Origin of the sequence: Alkaliphilus serpentinus (genome assembly GCF_009017255.1) — a bacterium.
Lineage (GTDB): Bacteria > Bacillota > Clostridia > Peptostreptococcales > Natronincolaceae > Alkaliphilus_D > Alkaliphilus_D serpentinus.
Window position 1 is genome coordinate 73,391 of sequence record NZ_WBZB01000039.1, and the last position, 17,216, is coordinate 90,606.

General features: G+C 37.8%; 33 protein-coding genes. All 33 read right to left on the reverse strand.

Annotation, left to right across the window (positions count from 1 at the left end):
* Nucleotides 1–90 precede the first annotated feature (90 nt).
* The 33 genes from F8153_RS11065 to rpsJ all read right to left on the reverse strand — a co-directional run bounded on the left by F8153_RS11065 (nucleotide 91) and on the right by rpsJ (nucleotide 16,740).
* A complete protein-coding gene (locus F8153_RS11065) occupies nucleotides 91–723 on the reverse strand; it encodes a class I SAM-dependent methyltransferase (protein WP_207707726.1) in 633 nt (210 codons plus the stop codon).
* A gap of 299 nt (nucleotides 724–1,022) precedes the next feature.
* Nucleotides 1,023–1,361, reverse strand: a complete 339-nt coding sequence (rplQ, locus tag F8153_RS11070) for a 50S ribosomal protein L17 (protein WP_151866418.1) — start codon at nucleotides 1,359–1,361, stop codon at nucleotides 1,023–1,025.
* Between the two features lie 25 nt (nucleotides 1,362–1,386).
* The gene (locus F8153_RS11075; protein WP_151866419.1) at nucleotides 1,387–2,334 is read right to left on the reverse strand and encodes a DNA-directed RNA polymerase subunit alpha; all 948 of its coding nucleotides are present in this window, start codon (nucleotides 2,332–2,334) and stop codon (nucleotides 1,387–1,389) included.
* Between the two features lie 64 nt (nucleotides 2,335–2,398).
* Nucleotides 2,399–3,022, reverse strand: a complete 624-nt coding sequence (rpsD, locus tag F8153_RS11080) for a 30S ribosomal protein S4 (RefSeq protein WP_151866420.1) — start codon at nucleotides 3,020–3,022, stop codon at nucleotides 2,399–2,401.
* A 22-nt stretch (nucleotides 3,023–3,044) separates the two neighbouring features.
* Nucleotides 3,045–3,443, reverse strand: coding sequence for a 30S ribosomal protein S11 (gene rpsK / locus F8153_RS11085; protein WP_151866421.1), 399 nt, complete (start codon nucleotides 3,441–3,443; stop codon nucleotides 3,045–3,047).
* 22 nt (nucleotides 3,444–3,465) lie between these two features.
* Nucleotides 3,466–3,837: a 30S ribosomal protein S13 gene (rpsM, locus tag F8153_RS11090; protein WP_151866422.1), complete on the reverse strand. Its 372-nt coding sequence runs from the start codon at nucleotides 3,835–3,837 to the stop codon at nucleotides 3,466–3,468.
* Between the two features lie 185 nt (nucleotides 3,838–4,022).
* Nucleotides 4,023–4,136 (reverse strand): 50S ribosomal protein L36, encoded by a 114-nt coding sequence (gene rpmJ, locus F8153_RS11095; RefSeq protein WP_069978764.1) that lies wholly within the window; start codon nucleotides 4,134–4,136, stop codon nucleotides 4,023–4,025.
* Nucleotides 4,137–4,153: 17 nt separating this feature from the next.
* A complete protein-coding gene (gene infA / locus F8153_RS11100; protein WP_151866423.1) occupies nucleotides 4,154–4,372 on the reverse strand; it encodes a translation initiation factor IF-1 in 219 nt (72 codons plus the stop codon).
* Between the two features lie 17 nt (nucleotides 4,373–4,389).
* Nucleotides 4,390–4,674 carry a KOW domain-containing RNA-binding protein gene (locus F8153_RS11105; RefSeq protein WP_207707727.1) on the reverse strand — a complete coding sequence of 95 codons (285 nt, stop codon included), beginning with the start codon at nucleotides 4,672–4,674 and terminating at the stop codon, nucleotides 4,390–4,392.
* Nucleotides 4,675–4,696: 22 nt separating this feature from the next.
* On the reverse strand, nucleotides 4,697–5,443 hold the full coding sequence (gene map / locus F8153_RS11110; RefSeq protein WP_151866424.1) for a type I methionyl aminopeptidase: 747 nt from the start codon (nucleotides 5,441–5,443) through the stop codon (nucleotides 4,697–4,699).
* Nucleotides 5,443–6,093, reverse strand: a complete 651-nt coding sequence (locus tag F8153_RS11115) for an adenylate kinase (protein WP_151866425.1) — start codon at nucleotides 6,091–6,093, stop codon at nucleotides 5,443–5,445. Before F8153_RS11115 ends, map begins: the two co-directional genes overlap by 1 nt.
* 58 nt (nucleotides 6,094–6,151) lie before the next feature.
* Nucleotides 6,152–7,429, reverse strand: coding sequence for a preprotein translocase subunit SecY (secY, locus tag F8153_RS11120; protein ID WP_151866426.1), 1,278 nt, complete (start codon nucleotides 7,427–7,429; stop codon nucleotides 6,152–6,154).
* 1 nt (nucleotide 7,430) lies between these two features.
* On the reverse strand, nucleotides 7,431–7,874 hold the full coding sequence (gene rplO, locus F8153_RS11125; RefSeq protein ID WP_151866427.1) for a 50S ribosomal protein L15: 444 nt from the start codon (nucleotides 7,872–7,874) through the stop codon (nucleotides 7,431–7,433).
* Between the two features lie 17 nt (nucleotides 7,875–7,891).
* The gene (gene rpmD / locus F8153_RS11130) at nucleotides 7,892–8,074 is read right to left on the reverse strand and encodes a 50S ribosomal protein L30 (protein WP_151866428.1); all 183 of its coding nucleotides are present in this window, start codon (nucleotides 8,072–8,074) and stop codon (nucleotides 7,892–7,894) included.
* Between the two features lie 12 nt (nucleotides 8,075–8,086).
* On the reverse strand, nucleotides 8,087–8,593 hold the full coding sequence (gene rpsE, locus F8153_RS11135; protein ID WP_151866429.1) for a 30S ribosomal protein S5: 507 nt from the start codon (nucleotides 8,591–8,593) through the stop codon (nucleotides 8,087–8,089).
* Nucleotides 8,594–8,611: 18 nt separating this feature from the next.
* Nucleotides 8,612–8,980, reverse strand: coding sequence for a 50S ribosomal protein L18 (rplR, locus tag F8153_RS11140; RefSeq protein WP_151866430.1), 369 nt, complete (start codon nucleotides 8,978–8,980; stop codon nucleotides 8,612–8,614).
* A gap of 18 nt (nucleotides 8,981–8,998) precedes the next feature.
* Nucleotides 8,999–9,538 (reverse strand): 50S ribosomal protein L6, encoded by a 540-nt coding sequence (gene rplF / locus F8153_RS11145; RefSeq protein ID WP_151866431.1) that lies wholly within the window; start codon nucleotides 9,536–9,538, stop codon nucleotides 8,999–9,001.
* Between the two features lie 28 nt (nucleotides 9,539–9,566).
* Entirely contained in the window at nucleotides 9,567–9,965 is a 399-nt protein-coding gene (gene rpsH, locus F8153_RS11150; protein ID WP_151866432.1) for a 30S ribosomal protein S8, read from the reverse strand.
* 22 nt (nucleotides 9,966–9,987) lie between these two features.
* Nucleotides 9,988–10,173: a type Z 30S ribosomal protein S14 gene (locus tag F8153_RS11155; RefSeq protein ID WP_151866433.1), complete on the reverse strand. Its 186-nt coding sequence runs from the start codon at nucleotides 10,171–10,173 to the stop codon at nucleotides 9,988–9,990.
* 17 nt (nucleotides 10,174–10,190) lie between these two features.
* On the reverse strand, nucleotides 10,191–10,730 hold the full coding sequence (gene rplE, locus F8153_RS11160) for a 50S ribosomal protein L5 (RefSeq protein ID WP_151866434.1): 540 nt from the start codon (nucleotides 10,728–10,730) through the stop codon (nucleotides 10,191–10,193).
* Nucleotides 10,731–10,758: 28 nt separating this feature from the next.
* Nucleotides 10,759–11,070: a 50S ribosomal protein L24 gene (gene rplX / locus F8153_RS11165; RefSeq protein WP_151866435.1), complete on the reverse strand. Its 312-nt coding sequence runs from the start codon at nucleotides 11,068–11,070 to the stop codon at nucleotides 10,759–10,761.
* 18 nt (nucleotides 11,071–11,088) lie between these two features.
* Nucleotides 11,089–11,457 (reverse strand): 50S ribosomal protein L14, encoded by a 369-nt coding sequence (gene rplN, locus F8153_RS11170; protein ID WP_151866436.1) that lies wholly within the window; start codon nucleotides 11,455–11,457, stop codon nucleotides 11,089–11,091.
* Nucleotides 11,458–11,486: 29 nt separating this feature from the next.
* Entirely contained in the window at nucleotides 11,487–11,741 is a 255-nt protein-coding gene (gene rpsQ / locus F8153_RS11175) for a 30S ribosomal protein S17 (RefSeq protein ID WP_151866437.1), read from the reverse strand.
* A gap of 34 nt (nucleotides 11,742–11,775) precedes the next feature.
* The gene (rpmC, locus tag F8153_RS11180; RefSeq protein ID WP_151866438.1) at nucleotides 11,776–11,979 is read right to left on the reverse strand and encodes a 50S ribosomal protein L29; all 204 of its coding nucleotides are present in this window, start codon (nucleotides 11,977–11,979) and stop codon (nucleotides 11,776–11,778) included.
* On the reverse strand, nucleotides 11,969–12,412 hold the full coding sequence (rplP, locus tag F8153_RS11185; protein WP_151866439.1) for a 50S ribosomal protein L16: 444 nt from the start codon (nucleotides 12,410–12,412) through the stop codon (nucleotides 11,969–11,971). Before rplP ends, rpmC begins: the two co-directional genes overlap by 11 nt.
* Nucleotides 12,413–12,445: 33 nt before the next feature.
* Nucleotides 12,446–13,168 (reverse strand): 30S ribosomal protein S3, encoded by a 723-nt coding sequence (gene rpsC / locus F8153_RS11190; protein ID WP_151866440.1) that lies wholly within the window; start codon nucleotides 13,166–13,168, stop codon nucleotides 12,446–12,448.
* Nucleotides 13,169–13,186: 18 nt separating this feature from the next.
* Nucleotides 13,187–13,519, reverse strand: coding sequence for a 50S ribosomal protein L22 (gene rplV, locus F8153_RS11195; protein ID WP_151866441.1), 333 nt, complete (start codon nucleotides 13,517–13,519; stop codon nucleotides 13,187–13,189).
* Between the two features lie 31 nt (nucleotides 13,520–13,550).
* Nucleotides 13,551–13,832 (reverse strand): 30S ribosomal protein S19, encoded by a 282-nt coding sequence (rpsS, locus tag F8153_RS11200; RefSeq protein ID WP_151866442.1) that lies wholly within the window; start codon nucleotides 13,830–13,832, stop codon nucleotides 13,551–13,553.
* 48 nt (nucleotides 13,833–13,880) lie between these two features.
* A complete protein-coding gene (gene rplB / locus F8153_RS11205) occupies nucleotides 13,881–14,711 on the reverse strand; it encodes a 50S ribosomal protein L2 (RefSeq protein WP_151866443.1) in 831 nt (276 codons plus the stop codon).
* A 34-nt stretch (nucleotides 14,712–14,745) separates the two neighbouring features.
* Nucleotides 14,746–15,036: a 50S ribosomal protein L23 gene (gene rplW, locus F8153_RS11210; protein WP_151866444.1), complete on the reverse strand. Its 291-nt coding sequence runs from the start codon at nucleotides 15,034–15,036 to the stop codon at nucleotides 14,746–14,748.
* Nucleotides 15,036–15,659, reverse strand: coding sequence for a 50S ribosomal protein L4 (gene rplD, locus F8153_RS11215; RefSeq protein ID WP_151866445.1), 624 nt, complete (start codon nucleotides 15,657–15,659; stop codon nucleotides 15,036–15,038). Before rplD ends, rplW begins: the two co-directional genes overlap by 1 nt.
* 26 nt (nucleotides 15,660–15,685) lie before the next feature.
* On the reverse strand, nucleotides 15,686–16,318 hold the full coding sequence (gene rplC, locus F8153_RS11220; protein ID WP_151866446.1) for a 50S ribosomal protein L3: 633 nt from the start codon (nucleotides 16,316–16,318) through the stop codon (nucleotides 15,686–15,688).
* 101 nt (nucleotides 16,319–16,419) lie between these two features.
* A complete protein-coding gene (gene rpsJ / locus F8153_RS11225) occupies nucleotides 16,420–16,740 on the reverse strand; it encodes a 30S ribosomal protein S10 (RefSeq protein ID WP_151866447.1) in 321 nt (106 codons plus the stop codon).
* Nucleotides 16,741–17,216 lie beyond the last annotated feature (476 nt).

Sequence of the window (17,216 nt, forward strand, 5' to 3'; positions counted from 1 at the left end):
CCAACATTCTCTCCAGTTCAACAAAGCTCTTCATTCATAATTCTTCATTGCTTTTAACTATTCACTATTCGTTATTCATTATTCACTACCCTATTGCTCCGCTTTAATGGCCTGCAATATATAATACCCAGCTTTTTTACTCTTAATTGTACAGTTACCGAAAATGGACTCCATTTTTTTTATAGAGCTAGGAGCACCTTGTTTCTTTTGAATTACAGAGTACAAACTCCCGCCTGGTGTAAGGTGCTTAGATGCGCCTTCATAGATGGAAAAAACTATATCCTTACCGGCTCGTATAGGTGGATTGGTAAGTACAAAGTTAAATTTGCCTGTTATCTTCTCAAATCCATCAGATTTTAGTATTTCAACTTTGTTTTTAATTTTATTGATCTTTACATTCTCTTCTGATAATTCAAGGGCTCTTTCATTAATATCTGCCATTGTAATCTGTATATCTGGGAAAAATTTCGCTAGTGTTATCCCAATGGGTCCATATCCACAGCCTATATCTAGTAATCCACCTGAAATGTCCTCATGACTTTCTAAAAACCATTCAATCAGATGCCTGGAACCGAAATCAATTTGACTCTTAGAGAAAACTGCATTGCTTGTTAGAAAGGTTAGTTTTGTACCTTTAACGTGATACTCGATATTTTGAATTACTTTTTCAGTAGCAGATTTACTTGTGTAATAATGCTCCATCATAATCACCAGATCTTTCATTTTAATTCCATCAGATTAACAAGATTTATACTAACAGTATCACAAAATGAAATTGAATTAATACATTTATTATACTAAAGATTTGAGTACTTGTCATAGTATAAGGGAGAAAATTCTTCCTCCAATAGGAGTAAGAACAGAGAAAACCCCTCCTAGATCCTCAAATAAGCTTTAGGAGTTAGGGTGTGACTTCTGAAGTATTAAGTAAACTGGAATAGGATAAAAGGGCTGTATTGTCTTGGATTTACATTAAACAATAAAACAGGGACTAAGCACAACACTTAATCCCTCCCATCTATTTAAACTAGTTCAATTATTACAACTTCAGCTGCGTCTCCTCTACGAGGACCAAGCTTCATGATACGGGTATAGCCGCCGTTTGTTTCTTTATATTTAGGTGCTATTTCATCAAAAAGATTTTTAACAACAGTTTCGTCAGTCATGTAAGAAAGTACTTGTCTTCTTGCATGAAGGTCGCCTCTTTTTGCGAGGGTGATCATTTTCTCAGCAAACTTTCTGGTTTCCTTAGCTCTTGCTTCTGTTGTTTCTATTCTACCATGCTTAATTAGGCTGGTTACAAGGTTTCTTAACATTAAGTTTCTATGTGCAGAATCCCGACCTAACTTACGATACACCATGTCGATCCCTCCTTACCTTCTTTAATTACTCCTCACTGGGTCTTAAGCCTAAGCCAAGTTCAGCCAGCTTCTTTTGCACCTCTTCAAGAGATTTCTTTCCAAGGTTTCTTACCTTCATCATATCTTCTTCAGATTTTAGGGTAAGCTCTTCTACAGTATTAATTCCTGCCCTCTTTAAGCAGTTATAAGACCTTACGGATAGATCCAATTCCTCGATGGTCATTTCTAGGACCTTTTCCTTCTTGTCCTCTTCCTTTTGAACCATTATTTCTACATCATTAACATGCTCTGTCAATGTTATGAAGAGATTTAAATGCTCATTCATAATTTTAGCTGCTAAAGAAATCGCTTCATCAGGCTTTATACTTCCATCAGTAAAGACTTCAATAACAAGTTTATCATAGTCAGTTACTTGACCAACTCTAGTATTTTCAACAGCATAGCTAACCTTCTTCACTGGTGTAAATATAGAGTCTACTGGAATGATACCGATAGGCATACCAGACAGCTTGTTGTTTTCAGCAGAAACGTAACCCCGACCATTTGTGATATATATCTCCATATTAAATCTTGCATCGCTATCTATGGTTGCTATATATAAGTCAGGATTCAAGATTTCAACATCAGCATCGGCAATAATGTCACCGGCGGTAATGGCTCCTTCTCCCTCTGCCTCAATGCGAACTGTTTTGGGTTCATTGCCATGAAGCTTTATAGATAGATCCTTTAGGTTTAAAATGATTTCTGTAACGTCTTCCTTTACTCCTGGAATTGTTGAAAACTCATGTAGGACTCCGTCTATCTTAACGGAGGTTACAGCTGCTCCTGGAAGGGAGGATAACATAATTCTTCTTAGGGAATTTCCTAAGGTTGTACCGTATCCCCTTTCTAAGGGCTCCACTACAAACTTCCCATAGGTATTGTCCTCACTTATTTCAACTACTTCCACTCTAGGCTTTTCCATTTCTATCATATACTATAAACCCTCCTTTAATTCTATTCGCTATTATAACGAGGGTAACTGATTCCAATTGATGTTATCTAGAATATAACTCTACGATTAGATTTTCTGCAATTGGTAGGTCTATATCTTCTCTTGAAGGCAGTGAAACAATTTTTCCCTCTAATTTTTCTATATCAACAGTTAACCAGTTTGGTACTGTACCATTGAAGGTCTCTGCTAAGGCCTTGAACTTCTCTGAGCTTCTAGACTTTTCTCTAACTGCTATGGTATCTCCTACACTAACTAGGTAAGAAGGTATATCTACTTTTTTACCGTTTACTGTAAAGTGTCCATGAACAACTAGCTGACGAGCTTCTGCTCTAGAGCTTCCAAGTCCCAATCTATAAACAACATTGTCTAAACGGGATTCTAATATTCTTAGAAGATTATCTCCTGTTATTCCCTGTTGTCTATCAGCCATTTCAAAGTACTTTCTAAATTGGGTTTCTAGTACACCATAGAATCTCTTTGCTTTTTGCTTTTCTCTAAGCTGAGTTCCATAGTTGGATAGCTTTTTACGGCTTAAGCCGTGCTGTCCTGGTGGTACATTTCTCTTAGTTATTGCACATTTATCTGTATAGCATCTATCGCCCTTTAAATAAAGCTTCATGCCTTCACGACGACATAATCTACATACCGCTTCTGTATATCTAGCCATTTATTACACCTCCTAATCCTAATTAAACTCTTCTGCGCTTTGGTGGTCTACAACCGTTATGGGGTATTGGAGTAACGTCCTTAATTGAACTTACTTCTAATCCAGTTGCTTGTAAAGATCTAATTGCAGCTTCTCTTCCTGCCCCTGGACCCTTTACAAATACCTCAACAGTTTTTAAGCCATGCTCCATTGCTGATTTAGCAGCTGTTTCTGCAGCCATTTGGGCAGCAAAAGGAGTAGATTTCCTGGAGCCTTTAAAGCCCAGTTGACCGGCGCTGGCCCACGCAATAGTATTACCTTGCATGTCAGTTAATGTGATTATTGAATTATTGAAGGTTGATTGAATATGGGCTTGACCACGCTCTATATTCTTACGTTCTTTTCTTCTACGAACGGTTTTCTTCTTTGCTACTTTTGCCATCTTTTAAATCCCTCCTTACCCATTATTTTTTCTTCTTACGACCAACTGTTTTCTTTGGACCCTTACGTGTTCTAGCATTCGTCTTGGTTTTTTGTCCTCTAACAGGTAAGCCTTTGATATGTCTGATTCCTCTATAGCATCTAATTTCCTTTAATCGCTTAATATTTAAAGCTACTTCTCTTCTTAAGTCACCTTCAACTTGATATTTAGCGTCAATAACCTTTCTAAGATTATTGATTTCCTCTTCTGTTAAGTCCTTGATTCTTGTATCAGGATTAATTCCGGCAGCAGCTAAGATATCATTTGATGTTTTTCTTCCTATACCAAATATATAAGTCAAACCAATTTCTACTCTTTTGTCCCTTGGTAAGTCTACACCAGCAATTCTGGCCATATAGCTTTACACCTCCTAAATTCACTTTACATCGTTATTAAAACAACTTTTTTACACTATTAAAATAGTATTTATTTACATTAATTTATGGAATCAGTATATCTGATCAGCCGCACCATAAACTAATTATCACAATATTATATTATATCACTATACCTTTAAGATTTCTAGTGGTATTTAGGATTTTATCCTTGTTTTTGCTTATGCTTTGGGTTTTCACAAATGATCATTACCCTACCTTTTCGCTTAATAATTTTACATTTTTCGCAAATAGGCTTTACAGATGGTCTTACTTTCATTGATTTTCCCTCCTCAACTACTTCTTTCTCCAGGTTATTCTACCACGGGTTAAATCGTATGGAGATAGCTCAACGGTAACCTTATCTCCTGGTAATATTCTGATGAAATTCATTCGTAACTTGCCTGATATATGTGCTAAGATTTCATGCCCATTTTCAAGCTGTACTATAAACATAGCATTGGGTAGGGCCTCCTTAACGGTTCCCTCTACCTCAATAACATCCTGCTTTGACATATGGCAATCAAACCTCCTTAATCCCGGGACCTTACTCCCAATCTCTCTAGCTCTCTACGTATAAAGGCATTGTTAATCTTCACCTGTCCCACGATACGTTGTCTGATCTCATGGGAAATGATATTAAATTTTGCCAGGTGCTTGATTTTCTTTTTCTTAGGACTTTCTATTCTTCTAAGATCCCCATCGGCAATAAGTAGGTGCTGATCATCTACTATGCCAACTACTACGAAGACTTTATCCTGATCTCTGCCTTTAATCGAGCGAACTACTTGACCTATACTAAAATCACCAATTTCCACATTGTCACCTCATTTACCTGAATTATACTGATGTAAGAATCACAGGCTCTTCTTTGGTAACTGTAACTGTATGTTCATAATGGGCAGAATACTCTCCATCTTGGGTTACTACTGTCCATCCATCTGTTAATACCCTCACATCATAGGTTCCCATGTTTATCATCGGTTCTATGGCTAAGACCATACCTTCCTTTAATCTAGGACCCTTACCTGGAGGGCCATAGTTTGGTATTTGAGGTTCTTCGTGCATTTTTGTGCCGATGCCATGTCCAACATAGTTTCTAACAACAGAAAATCCACGTTCCTCTACATATGCCTGAATAGCATGAGAGATATCAGATAATCGATAGCCTTCTCTTGCAAATTTGATGCCTTGATAAAAGCTTTCTCTAGTAACATCGATTAATTGTTGTGCCCTAGGGCTTATATTTCCAACGGCATGGGTTTTTGCTGCATCCCCATAGTAGCCCTTTAAGAGTACACCAATATCTATACTAATAATATCGCCATCTTCCAATGTTTTTAATCCTGGTATCCCATGAACCACTTGGTGATTGATTGATGTACAAATGTTTGCGGGGAAACCGCCATAGCCCTTGAAGGCTGGGATGGCACCCCTTTTTAGAATATAGGCTTCAGCAATTTCATCTAGTTCCTTTGTTGTAATCCCTGGTTTAATGGCACTTTTCAGCAATTCATGAGTTTCAGCAACTATTAAGCCAGCTTCTCGCATGATTTGTATTTCCTGTTGAGATTTTAAATAAATCATTACAGGTCTCCCCTTAGGACTCCAACAACATCCCTAAAGACCTTGTCTATATCCTGCTGACCATCGATTACGGTGAGTTTGTTTTTGTTTTGGTAATACTCTATCAAGGGTAATGTTTCCTTCAAATATACTTCAATTCGTCTAGTGACTGTTGCTTCATTGTCATCATCCCTTTGATACAAGGATCCACCACATTTTTCACAGATATCACCTTTGGCTGAAGGATTATAGCTTATATGGTAGGTTGCCCCACACTCTTTGCAAATCCTTCTTCCGACAGCCCGATCAATTAATATTTCCTTATCTACCTCAATGTTGATTACTCGATCTAACTCCATAGACATATTCTTTAAAGCAATATCTAAAGCCTCTGCCTGGGGTACTGTTCTTGGAAATCCATCCAGTAAAAAGCCGTTAAGGCAATCATCCTTCTTTAAACGATCTTCAACTATTGCTACTACGATTTCATCGGGCACCAATAGTCCCTGGTCCATAAAGGACTTTGCCTTCTTTCCTAGCTCAGTTCCTTCTTTTATATTGTACCGGAATATATCTCCTGTAGATATATGGGGTATGTTGAAATGTTCTGAAATGGCCACCGCTTGAGTACCTTTACCGGCTCCAGGGGGACCCATTAATATAATTCTCATATAACCATCTCCCGGTATGAAAGATTAGGTCATGGGGTTTAACCCCATGATGCCTGTTTTATTTTAAGAAGCCTTGATAATGTCTCATTAGCATTTGAGCTTCAACCTGTTTCATCGTTTCAAGGGCAACACCCACAACAATTAGAAGGGCTGTTCCACCAAAACCGATGTTCATTCCTGTTAATCTCATGATCATAGTAGGTAGTAAAGCAATGATTGCTAAGAATACGGCCCCTGCAAGGGTAATTCTATTTAACACCTTACTAAGATAATCTGATGTAGGTTTTCCCGGTCTGATACCTGGAATAAATCCACCATACTTCTTCATATTAGAAGCAACCTCAACAGGATTAAAGGTTATAGCTGTGTAGAAGTAGGTGAAGAAAATAATCAATATCGCGCTAATAATTGAAGATACAATGATACCTCCAACGCTGGTGGTATAAAGTGAAAGCCACTTCTGCATAAATACAGCTGCTCCACTGTCTGGTCCAAAGAAGGAAGCGATAATCTGGGGGAACTGTATTAATGACATAGCGAATATTACTGGAATTACTCCTGATTGATTTACTTTTAATGGTATATGGGAGCTTTGTCCGCCATACATTTTTCTACCAACAACACGCTTAGCATATTGTACTGGGATCTTTCTTGTACCCTCTTGTATAGCCACTACACCTGCTACGATTACTACTGCAAGAACTAGGAATATTAAGATGCTTAGAATTTGTATTTCACCTTCTCTGGCAAGTAAGAAAGTTCTTGCTACTGATGCAGGAACCCCTGATACAATACCAGCAAAAATTAAAAGAGAAATACCATTTCCGATTCCCTTTTCAGTAATTTGTTCACCTAGCCACATTAGGAAGGCAGTACCTGCTGTTAAGGTTAATAGAATAACTGCCATATTTAAGAAGCCTTCACTTGCAGCCCCTCTGAATAGACCATAGGTTATTCCAAAGGCTTGAATTATAGCTAAAACAACGGTGGCATATCTTGTATACTGAGCAATTTTCTTTCTTCCTTCTTCCCCTTCCTTGGCCATTTCTTCTAGACTTGGAATGGCGATGGTCAGAAGTTGCATTATAATAGATGCGGTAATATAAGGTGTTATACTTAATGCGAAAATTGTCATGTTTCCAAAGGCTCCACCTGAAAACATATCGTAGAAGGATAGTAAACCTGTGTTGCCTACTATATTTCTTACGACTTCGATATTGATGCCTGGAACAGGTATAACTGAACCTAGACGGAATATCACTAGCATAATCAAGGTGTAAAGAATCTTACTTCTTAAGTCTGGAATTTTCCATGCATTTCTTAAGGTTGATAGCACCTTAGATCACCTCTGCCTTTCCTCCAGCAGCTTCAATCTTTTCAACAGCTGCCTTTGTAAATTTGTGGGCCTTAACTGTTAAGCTTTTCTCTAAGTTTCCATTTCCAAGGATCTTTAAACCATCCTTTTCGATCTTCTTAATAACGCCATTTTCCTTTAGCATCTCTAAGGTGATTTCTGTACCATTCTCAAAGACATTTAGGTCTTCCACGTTTAAAATATTGAATTGCTTAGCAAATATATTTGTAAAACCTCTTTTAGGAATTCTTCTTACAAGAGGCATTTGTCCTCCCTCAAAGCCTATTCTAACTCCACCACCACTTCTGGCGTTTTGTCCATTGGCACCTCTACCAGCAGTTTTACCAAGTCCACTACCTGTACCTCTACCCTTACGCTTTTGTTTGCTTACGGCGCCTTTAGCAGGTTTTAGTTCGTGTAACTTCATGTCTACACCTCCTTTGATTACATTTCAACTACTTCAACCATATGCTTTACTATTTCTATCATTCCTCTTGTTTGAGGATTATCTGGCTGTTCAACAACATGCCCGATTTTCTTTAATCCTAAAGCTTCAATTGTCTTTTTTTGCTTTGGTAATCTTCCAATTAAGCTTCTTACTAATTTAATTTTGAGTGTCTTTTCCATTGGTTCACCCTCCTAACCTAAGAGTTCTTCTACGGATTTACCTCTTAGTTTTGCTACCTCTTCCGCTCTCTTCAATTGATTTAATCCGTCCATGGTAGCATTAACCATGTTTCTTGAGTTGTTTGTTCCAAGAGATTTCGCTCTTACATCCTTAAGACCAGCAAGCTCTAGTACCGCACGAACTGGACCACCGGCAATTATACCAGTACCCTCTTTAGCTGGCATGATTAGTACATTTCCTGCTCCGAAATGACCAATAACCTCATGAGGTATGGTAGTTCCAATGATTGGAACTTGAATCATGTTTTTCTTAGCGTCTTGGATTCCTTTTCTGATAGCATCTGGAATTTCCATAGCTTTACCGGAACCAACACCAACATGACCGTTTTCGTCACCAACAACTACAAGAGCTGCAAATCTGAAATTTCTACCACCCTTAACAACCTTAGTAACACGTCTTATATCTATAACTTGCTCTTTTATATCAAGCTGGCTTGCATCAATAAGCTTCTTGTGCATCGATTTCCCTCCTTCTTATTAAAACTTCAGTCCTGCTTCTCTCGCACCCTCTGCCAGTGATTTCACTCTACCATGATAAATGTATCCACCACGGTCAAAGGTAACAGTTTCAATTCCTTTTTCTAAAGCTCTTTTTGCTACTAGTTCACCAACAAGCTTTGCAGCCTCTTGATTACCACCATTTGCAACCTTACCCTTTACTTCATTATCTAAACTGGAAGCAGCTACTAGTGTGTGACCAGCAACATCATCTATAATTTGAGCGTAGATATTAGTCAAACTACGATAAACATTTAATCTTGGACGTTCAGAAGTTCCATGTACTTTACTACGAACTCTTCTGTGTCTTTTTAATCTTGTAAGGTTTTTGCTTACCTTTTTAAACACCTGTATCACTCCTTTCTATTACTTACCAGTCTTACCTTCTTTACGTCTAATTACCTCACCGGCATATTTAACTCCCTTGCCCTTATATGGCTCAGGCTTTCTCTTTTCTCTGATCTTTGCAGCGTAGTTACCAACCAATTGCTTGTTGATTCCCTTTATAAGAATTTCAGTTTGGCTTGGAACCTCTACTGTAATTCCTTCTGGATCAACCATTTCAACTGGATGAGAGTAACCTAAGCTTAATACAAGCTTGTTTCCTTGCTTATTGGCACGGTATCCAACGCCTACAAGCTCCAGCTTCTTTTCGTATCCATTGGTAACACCTTGAATCATATTATTAATTAAGGTTCTTGATAAACCGTGTAATGATTTATGCTTCTTATTGTCTGTTGGTCTTACAACAGTTAAGGTTTTTTCTTCTATTTTAATTTCCATATCACGAGGTATTTGCTCTGATAGGGTTCCCTTTGGACCCTTAACAGTAACGAAGTTATTAGCATCCACTAAAACCTCTACACCTTGGGGTATTTCAATTGGTTTAAGACCTATTCTTGACATAATCGCACCTCCTTATTAATTATTGTCATTACCAGATGTAAGCAATTACTTCTCCACCAACGCCTTCAGTTCGAGCAACCTTGTCAGTTATAACTCCCTTAGAAGTTGAAATAATTGCAATTCCTAGTCCACCTAAAACTCTTGGTATTTCGTCCCTCTTTGCGTAAACCCTTAAACCAGGCTTAGAGATTTTCTTGATTCCAGTAATAACTTTTTCGTTATTTTTTCCGAACTTCAATTGTATTCTCAATATACCTTGTTTGCCATCTTCGATGACATCGTATCCTTTTATAAAGCCTTCATTTAACAAAATGTTGGCAATTTCTTTTTTCATATTTGAAGCAGGCACATCAACCGTTTCATGCTTAACTGCATTGGCATTACGTACACGAGTCAGCATATCAGCAATTGGATCTGTCATAGTCATATTCTTTACCTCCTCTCCGATTCTACCAGCTGGCTTTTCTTACACCTGGTATTTGGCCCTTATAGGCTAATTCTCTAAAGCAAATACGACATATACCAAACTTTCTTAAAACCGCATGAGGTCTTCCACAAATAGTACATCTGGTATATTCTTGAGTTTTATATTTTTGTTTTCTTTGTTGTTTAATAATTAGAGATTTTTTCGCCACTACTTTCCCTCCTTACCTTACTTTGCAAAAGGCATTCCCATTAATCTTAACAGTTCACGGCATTCCTCATCAGTCTTTGCTGTTGTTACAAAGATGATGTCCATTCCTCTTACCTTTTCTACCTTATCGTAATCTATTTCAGGGAAAATTAACTGTTCTTTAATACCCATAGCATAGTTTCCTCTACCGTCGAAGGCATTCACATTAACACCTCTAAAGTCTCTTACCCTTGGAAGAGCTATGTTCATTAAACGATCAGCAAACTCATACATAATTTCTCCTCTTAAGGTTACCTTAGCTCCAATTGCCATGCCTTCACGAACCTTAAAGTTAGAAACTGATTTTTTAGCTTTAGTTATAACTGGCTTTTGTCCAGTAATGGTTCCTAGCTCCTTTACAGCTACCTCTAAAGCCTTAGAGTTGTCCTTTGCGTCACCGATTCCCATGTTTACAACTATTTTTTCTAGCTTTGGAATTTGCATTACATTATCATATCCGAACTTTTCCATCATAGCTGGTACTACTTCACTTTTATATTTATCTTTTAATCTAGCCATAAAGCAATGTACCTCCCTTCATAAGACATTAATCTATTTCTTCACCGGTCTTTTTGCTAATTCTAACCTTTTCACCGTTGTTTAAAAGCTTGTATCCTACTCTAACACCTTGACCTGCTTTTTTATCGAAGACCATCACGTTAGAAACGTGGATAGGAGCTTCTCTATGGATGATACCACCCTGTTGCATTTGTTGGGTTGGCTTTTGATGCTTTGACATCATGTTTACGCCTTCAACAATTACACGCTCTTTTTTAGGCATAACCTGGAGAACTTTTCCCTTTTTGCCTTTATCTTTTCCGGTAATTACTACTACTGTATCACCTTTTTTGATACGCATTCTGTGACACCTCCTTGATTATAATACTTCTGGAGCCAATGAAACAATTTTCATGAAATCTTTGTCTCTTAATTCTCTTGTTACCGGTCCGAAAATACGAGTTCCTACTGGTTGCTTATCTTCCTTGATGACTACTGCTGCATTTTCATCAAACTTGATATAAGAACCATCTTTTCTTTTTATATCTGAAGTTGTTCTAACAACCACCGCTCTAACAACTTGACCTTTTTTTACAACTCCGCCTGGTGTTGCACTTTTAACTGAACAGATGATTACATCACCTACTCTAGCATATCTTCTCTTTGTACCACCTAGCACACGAATGCAAAGCAACTCTTTTGCTCCAGAGTTGTCTGCAACCTTCAGCCTTGATTCTTGTTGAATCATATAATAAACCCTCCCTTCGCATTTCAAGCTTACTTGGCTTTTTCAACGATTTTTACAAGTCTCCACCTTTTATCCTTAGATAATGGTCTTGTTTCCATGATTCTTACTCGATCACCAATTTGGCATTCGTTGTTTTCATCATGGGCCTTAAACTTTATTGTTCTTTTAACCGCTTTTCCGTAAAGCGGATGACGTACAAAATCTTCTACTAATACAACAATGGTTTTATCCATTTTATCACTGACTACACGACCTAATCTGGTCTTTCTTAGTCCTCTTTCCACAGAAATGGCCTCCCTTCTTGCTCTAATTCGTTATTTAAGCCTTCAGTTGCTTGATTTCTCTTTCACGGATAACTGTCTTAATTCTAGCGATATCCCTTCGTACATTACGAATTCTCAAAGGGTTTTCAAGCTGGCCTGTTGCTAACTGGAAACGTAGATTGAACAGTTCGCCTTTCAAATCTAGTAATTTTTGATTTAATTCAACATCTGTCATGTCTCTTAATGAATTAGCATTCATCAGCTTCACCACCCTTTACTTCTTGTTCTTCACGTGTTACAAACTTACACTTTATTGGTAATTTATGCATTGCTAGTCTCATAGCTTCTCTTGCCTTTTCTTCAGAAACACCAGCAATCTCAAACATGATTCTACCAGGCTTAACTACTGCTACCCAAAATTCAGGTGAACCTTTACCGGCACCCATACGAGTTTCAGCAGGTTTTTTAGTAACTGGTTTGTGGGGGAATATTTTAATCCACACCTTACCCCCTCTTTTTATAGATCTGGTCATGGCGATACGAGCAGCTTCTATTTGGTTAGAAGTGATCCAAGCAGGTTCCATTGCTTGTAGTCCGAACTCACCATATGAAACCGTATTGCCTCTAGTAGCTTGACCAGCCATTTTGCCTCTATGAACTCTTCTACGTTTTACTCTTTTAGGCATTAACATGTGATATTTCCTCCTTCCTGTCCAGATGAACGACTATTTTGTTTCTCTTTTTCTCCCTCTTTTGGGCTTATCTTCAGCTGGTTTTGCTTCTACTACTTCATTAAAAGCAGCAATTTTGCCCTTTGTAGGTAGAATTTCTCCTTTATATATCCAAACCTTAACGCCAAGCTTTCCATAGGCAGTAGTTGCTTCATGGAAGCCATAATCAATATCCGCTCTTAAGGTGTGTAGTGGCACATTTCCTTGGCTATAGCCTTCTGTTCTAGCCATTTCAGCTCCGCCTAATCTACCTGAGGTTGAAACCTTGATTCCCTTTGCTCCTGACCTCATGGATCTTTGCATCGCTTGCTTCATTGCTCTTCTGAAGGAAACCCTTCTCTCCAATTGGAAGGCAATATTTTCAGCAACAAGCTGAGCATCTATATCTGGATTTTTAACCTCGATTACATTCACGATAACTTGCTTTTTAGTAAGCTTCTCGATATCGGTTCTGATGTCTTCAACACCTTGACCGCCTTTACCGATAACCATTCCTGGCTTAGCAGTGTGGATGTTAACCTTTAAACGATTATTGGCAGCTCTTTCGATTTCTGTCTTAGAAATACCGGATAGAAAAAGCTTTTCTTTAATATATTCACGAACCTTATGGTCTTCCAACAGAAAACCTGAGAAGTCTTTTTTGTTGGCGTACCATTTGGTATCCCAGTCTTTAATGATTCCAACCCTTAGTCCATGGGGGTTTACTTTTTGACCCATTCTTTTCCCTCCTTGATTTTATTTTTCTTTTAGTACAACTCCTATATGGCTGGTTCTTTTTCTAATTGTCGTTGCTCTACCCATTGCTCTAGGTCTAAAACGCTTCATTGTTGGACCTTGGTTTGCGTAGATTTCTGCAACGAATAGCTTTTCCCGATCCATGTCATGATTATTCTCAGCATTGGCAGCTGCAGAATGGATTAATTTATATACGATAGGGGCAGCAGCCTTAGGGGTGAACTTTAGAATTGCTAAAGCCTCGTCCACTTGCTTGCCTCTTACAATATCAACAACCTGTTGAGCTTTTCTTGTAGCTATTCTAACGTGTCTAGCGATTGCTCTTGCTTCCACAATGACAACCTCCTTTCTTAATTAACAAAGCTTATTTTCTCTTAGTGGATTTATCATCATCGTCATGGCCTCTGTAGGTTCTTGTTGGTGCAAATTCACCTAGCTTATGGCCAACCATATCTTCAGTTACATACACTGGAACATGCTTACGTCCATCATGCACAGCAACTGTATGTCCAATCATATTGGGGAAAATAGTGGATGCTCTGGACCAAGTTTTAATTACTTTCTTTTCACCAGCTGCATTCATTTCTTCTATCTTCTTAAAAAGTCCTTTATGAATAAAGGGTCCCTTTTTAACTGATCTGCTCATTTCATTTCCTCCCTTCAGTAATATCCGAAACAGGATTATATAACATCTTTATTTCTTTCTTCTTGATACGATAAATTTATTGGAAGCCTTCTTCTTGTCACGAGTTTTGTAACCAAGAGCTGGTTTGCCCCAAGGAGTAACAGGGGATGGACGTCCAATAGGCGATCTACCTTCTCCACCACCGTGGGGGTGATCATTGGGGTTCATTGCAGAACCTCTAACTGTAGGTCTGATTCCCATATTTCTCTTTCTACCGGCTTTACCAATAGTAATGTTTTCGTGATCTAAGTTCCCTACCTGACCGATGGTTGCTTTGCAGTCCATTGGAATATTTCTGATTTCACCAGATGGTAATCTTAATAATGCATATTTACCTTCCTTAGCCATTAATTGAGCAGAGTTTCCAGCCGCTCTAGCTATTTGTCCACCTTTACCAGGCTTCATTTCGATATTGTGGATTACTGTACCCACTGGGATATTTCTTAATGGCAATGCATTACCAACCTTAATATCTGCATCTGGTCCTGATTCTATTGCATCTCCAACCTTTAATCCGTTGGGAGCTAAAATATATCTTTTCTCACCATCTACATAATTTAGTAGTGCAATATTAGCTGTTCTGTTTGGATCGTACTCGATGGAAGCAACCTTTGCTCCTATACCATCCTTATCCCTTTTAAAGTCGATAATTCTATATTTTCTCTTCGCACCGCCACCACGATGACGTACGGTTATTTTACCATGAGCATTTCTACCACCGGACTTTGTCAATGTCTCAACTAAGGACTTCTCTGGTTCTACTTTTGTAATTTCTTCAAAGGTAGACACTGTCATTTGTCTTATGGCCGGTGAAGTAGGATTAAATTTTTTGATACCCATCTTGATTTCCCTCCTTCTTCTAAAAGTCTATCCATTACATGCCTTCAAAGAATTCTATTTCTTTGCTGTCGGCCTTCAACTTAACAATTGCCTTCTTCCAGTCTGCTCTTTTTCCTTCGTTTCTTCCCATTCTCTTGTACTTACCTAGCATATTCATTGTGTTAACCTGTTCTACCTTAACACCGAAGATTTTCTCAACTGCTTTTTTAATTTCAGTCTTGTTGGCAGTCTTCATTACCACAAATGTATACTTTTTGTCGGCCATAGCCTCCATACTTTGTTCGCTTACTAATGGTCTTATAATGATATCATGTGGATTCGTCATTATGCGTACACCTCCTCCACTTTTTCAACAGCCTCTTTTGTAATGATAAACTTGTCATACTTCAATATGTCATAAACATTCAAGGTGTTAACAAGTGATGTTTCTACTCCTGGAATATTGCTTGCAGATCTGATAACTGCTTCGTTCTTATCTCCTAATACGATTAAAGCTTTCTTTTCAACATTTAAGTTATTAAGAATCTTTACCATATCCTTAGTCTTAGGTGTTGTTAAGTTTAATTCGTCTAGGATAATTAGTTCGTTGCTGTTTACCTTTGAAGATAATGCTGAAAGCATTGCTAATCTTCTTACCTTCTTTGGTAATGTGTATCTGTAGTTTCTTGGCTTTGGTGCAAATACAACTCCACCACCACTCCATAGGGGAGAACGAATTGTACCGGCCCTTGCTCTACCAGTTCCTTTTTGTCTCCATGGCTTTCTACCGCCACCTCTTACTTCAGCTCTTGTCTTTGCTGACTGAGTTCCTTGTCTTTTATTAGCTAATTGGTTTTTGACAACCTCATAAAGTACATGCTGGTTAACTTCAACGCCAAATACGTTGTCGTTTAATTCCATTTCGCCTACCTGTTGTCCTGAGACATTATATACAGCTACTTTAGGCATGTTAAATCCTCCTTTCTGTAGTTAGATTACTTTCCTTGTTTTAATGTTTCTTTAATGGTTATTAGACCCTTTCTTGGTCCTGGAACAGCACCCTTAACCAAAAGAACATTTTTGTCTGTATCTACTTTAACGATTTCTAGGTTTTGGATTGTAATTTGTACATTACCCATATGTCCTGGAAGCTTCTTACCCTTAAATACTCTACCTGGGAAAGTTGCAGCACCCATTGAACCTGGTCCTCTATGATATCTTGAACCGTGGGCCATTGGTCCTCTGCTTTGACCATGTCTCTTAATTACACCTTGGAAGCCCTTACCTTTAGAAACCCCAGTGATGTCTACCTTCTCTCCTTCTTTAAATAAGTCAACCTTGATTTCTTGACCTACTGTAAATTCTGAAGAGTTATCTACTCTGAATTCCTTTAATAGTCTCTTATACTTAGCACCAGCCTTTTCAAAGTGACCCTTTAAAGGCTTAGTTACATTTTTGTCTTTTACAGAACCATATCCGATCTGTAAAGCATTGTAACCATCTTTTTCTGAAGTTTTAACCTGCACAACTATGTTGGGCTCAACTTCAATTACAGTTACTGGAATAACCAAACCAGCTTCATTAAAAACCTGAGTCATTCCTATTTTTCTACCTAATAAACCTTTCATATTTACACCTCCTATAATCTTACAGCGGATTATACCTTTGGTACAATCGTACTAAGATAGGATGAATCAAAACATCTCTTTATCTTAGTTGTGAACTTTAACTATAATTTGATTTCGATATCAACGCCAGCTGGTAAATCTAATCTCATAAGTGAATCAACAGTTTTTGGTGTTGGATTCAAGATGTCAATTAAACGCTTGTGGGTTCTTTGCTCGAACTGCTCTCTAGAATCCTTGTACTTGTGAACTGCTCTTAGTATTGTGATGATTTGCTTTTCTGTAGGTAATGGAACTGGACCTGATACATCTGCTCCACTTCTTTTAGCAGTTTCAACAATCTTTTCAGCTGATTGATCTAATACCTTGTGATCATACGCCTTCAATCTGATTCTGATTTTTTGCTTAGCTTTGCTTGTAGCCATTATATTCCCCTCCTTTTCATCGCACGTGATTTTTGTTACGTACGACGAAGACCATAATACACTGCTCCGGGTGTGTTGATATTTTTTTTAAAATTCGGCAGCAGTTAGGTCTTAGTCGCCCGATTCTTAGATCAAGACATTCTCAGCGAAAATTCCCCATTTGGTAGCAACCTTTCGCTTCATCGCGGTCCTAACACACACTATAATATTTTATATTATATAAACGAAAATATCAAGGTTTTTTTCACCTTTTCTAGACTTTTTTTTATAGAAAATCACCAATAGAATTGATGAAAATAATCAGAAAAGTCTTTAAGTTTAAAATTCCTTAACTAAAACTATTCTTACCTTTTTAAACCAATTTAACCCCTTAAAATAAAAGATTCTAGAAATGAATTTAGAAGAAGAGAACACTCTTCTTCTAAATTACGTCATTTCTATAGGGTAAATTATTTAATTACTCTATAATGCTGGCA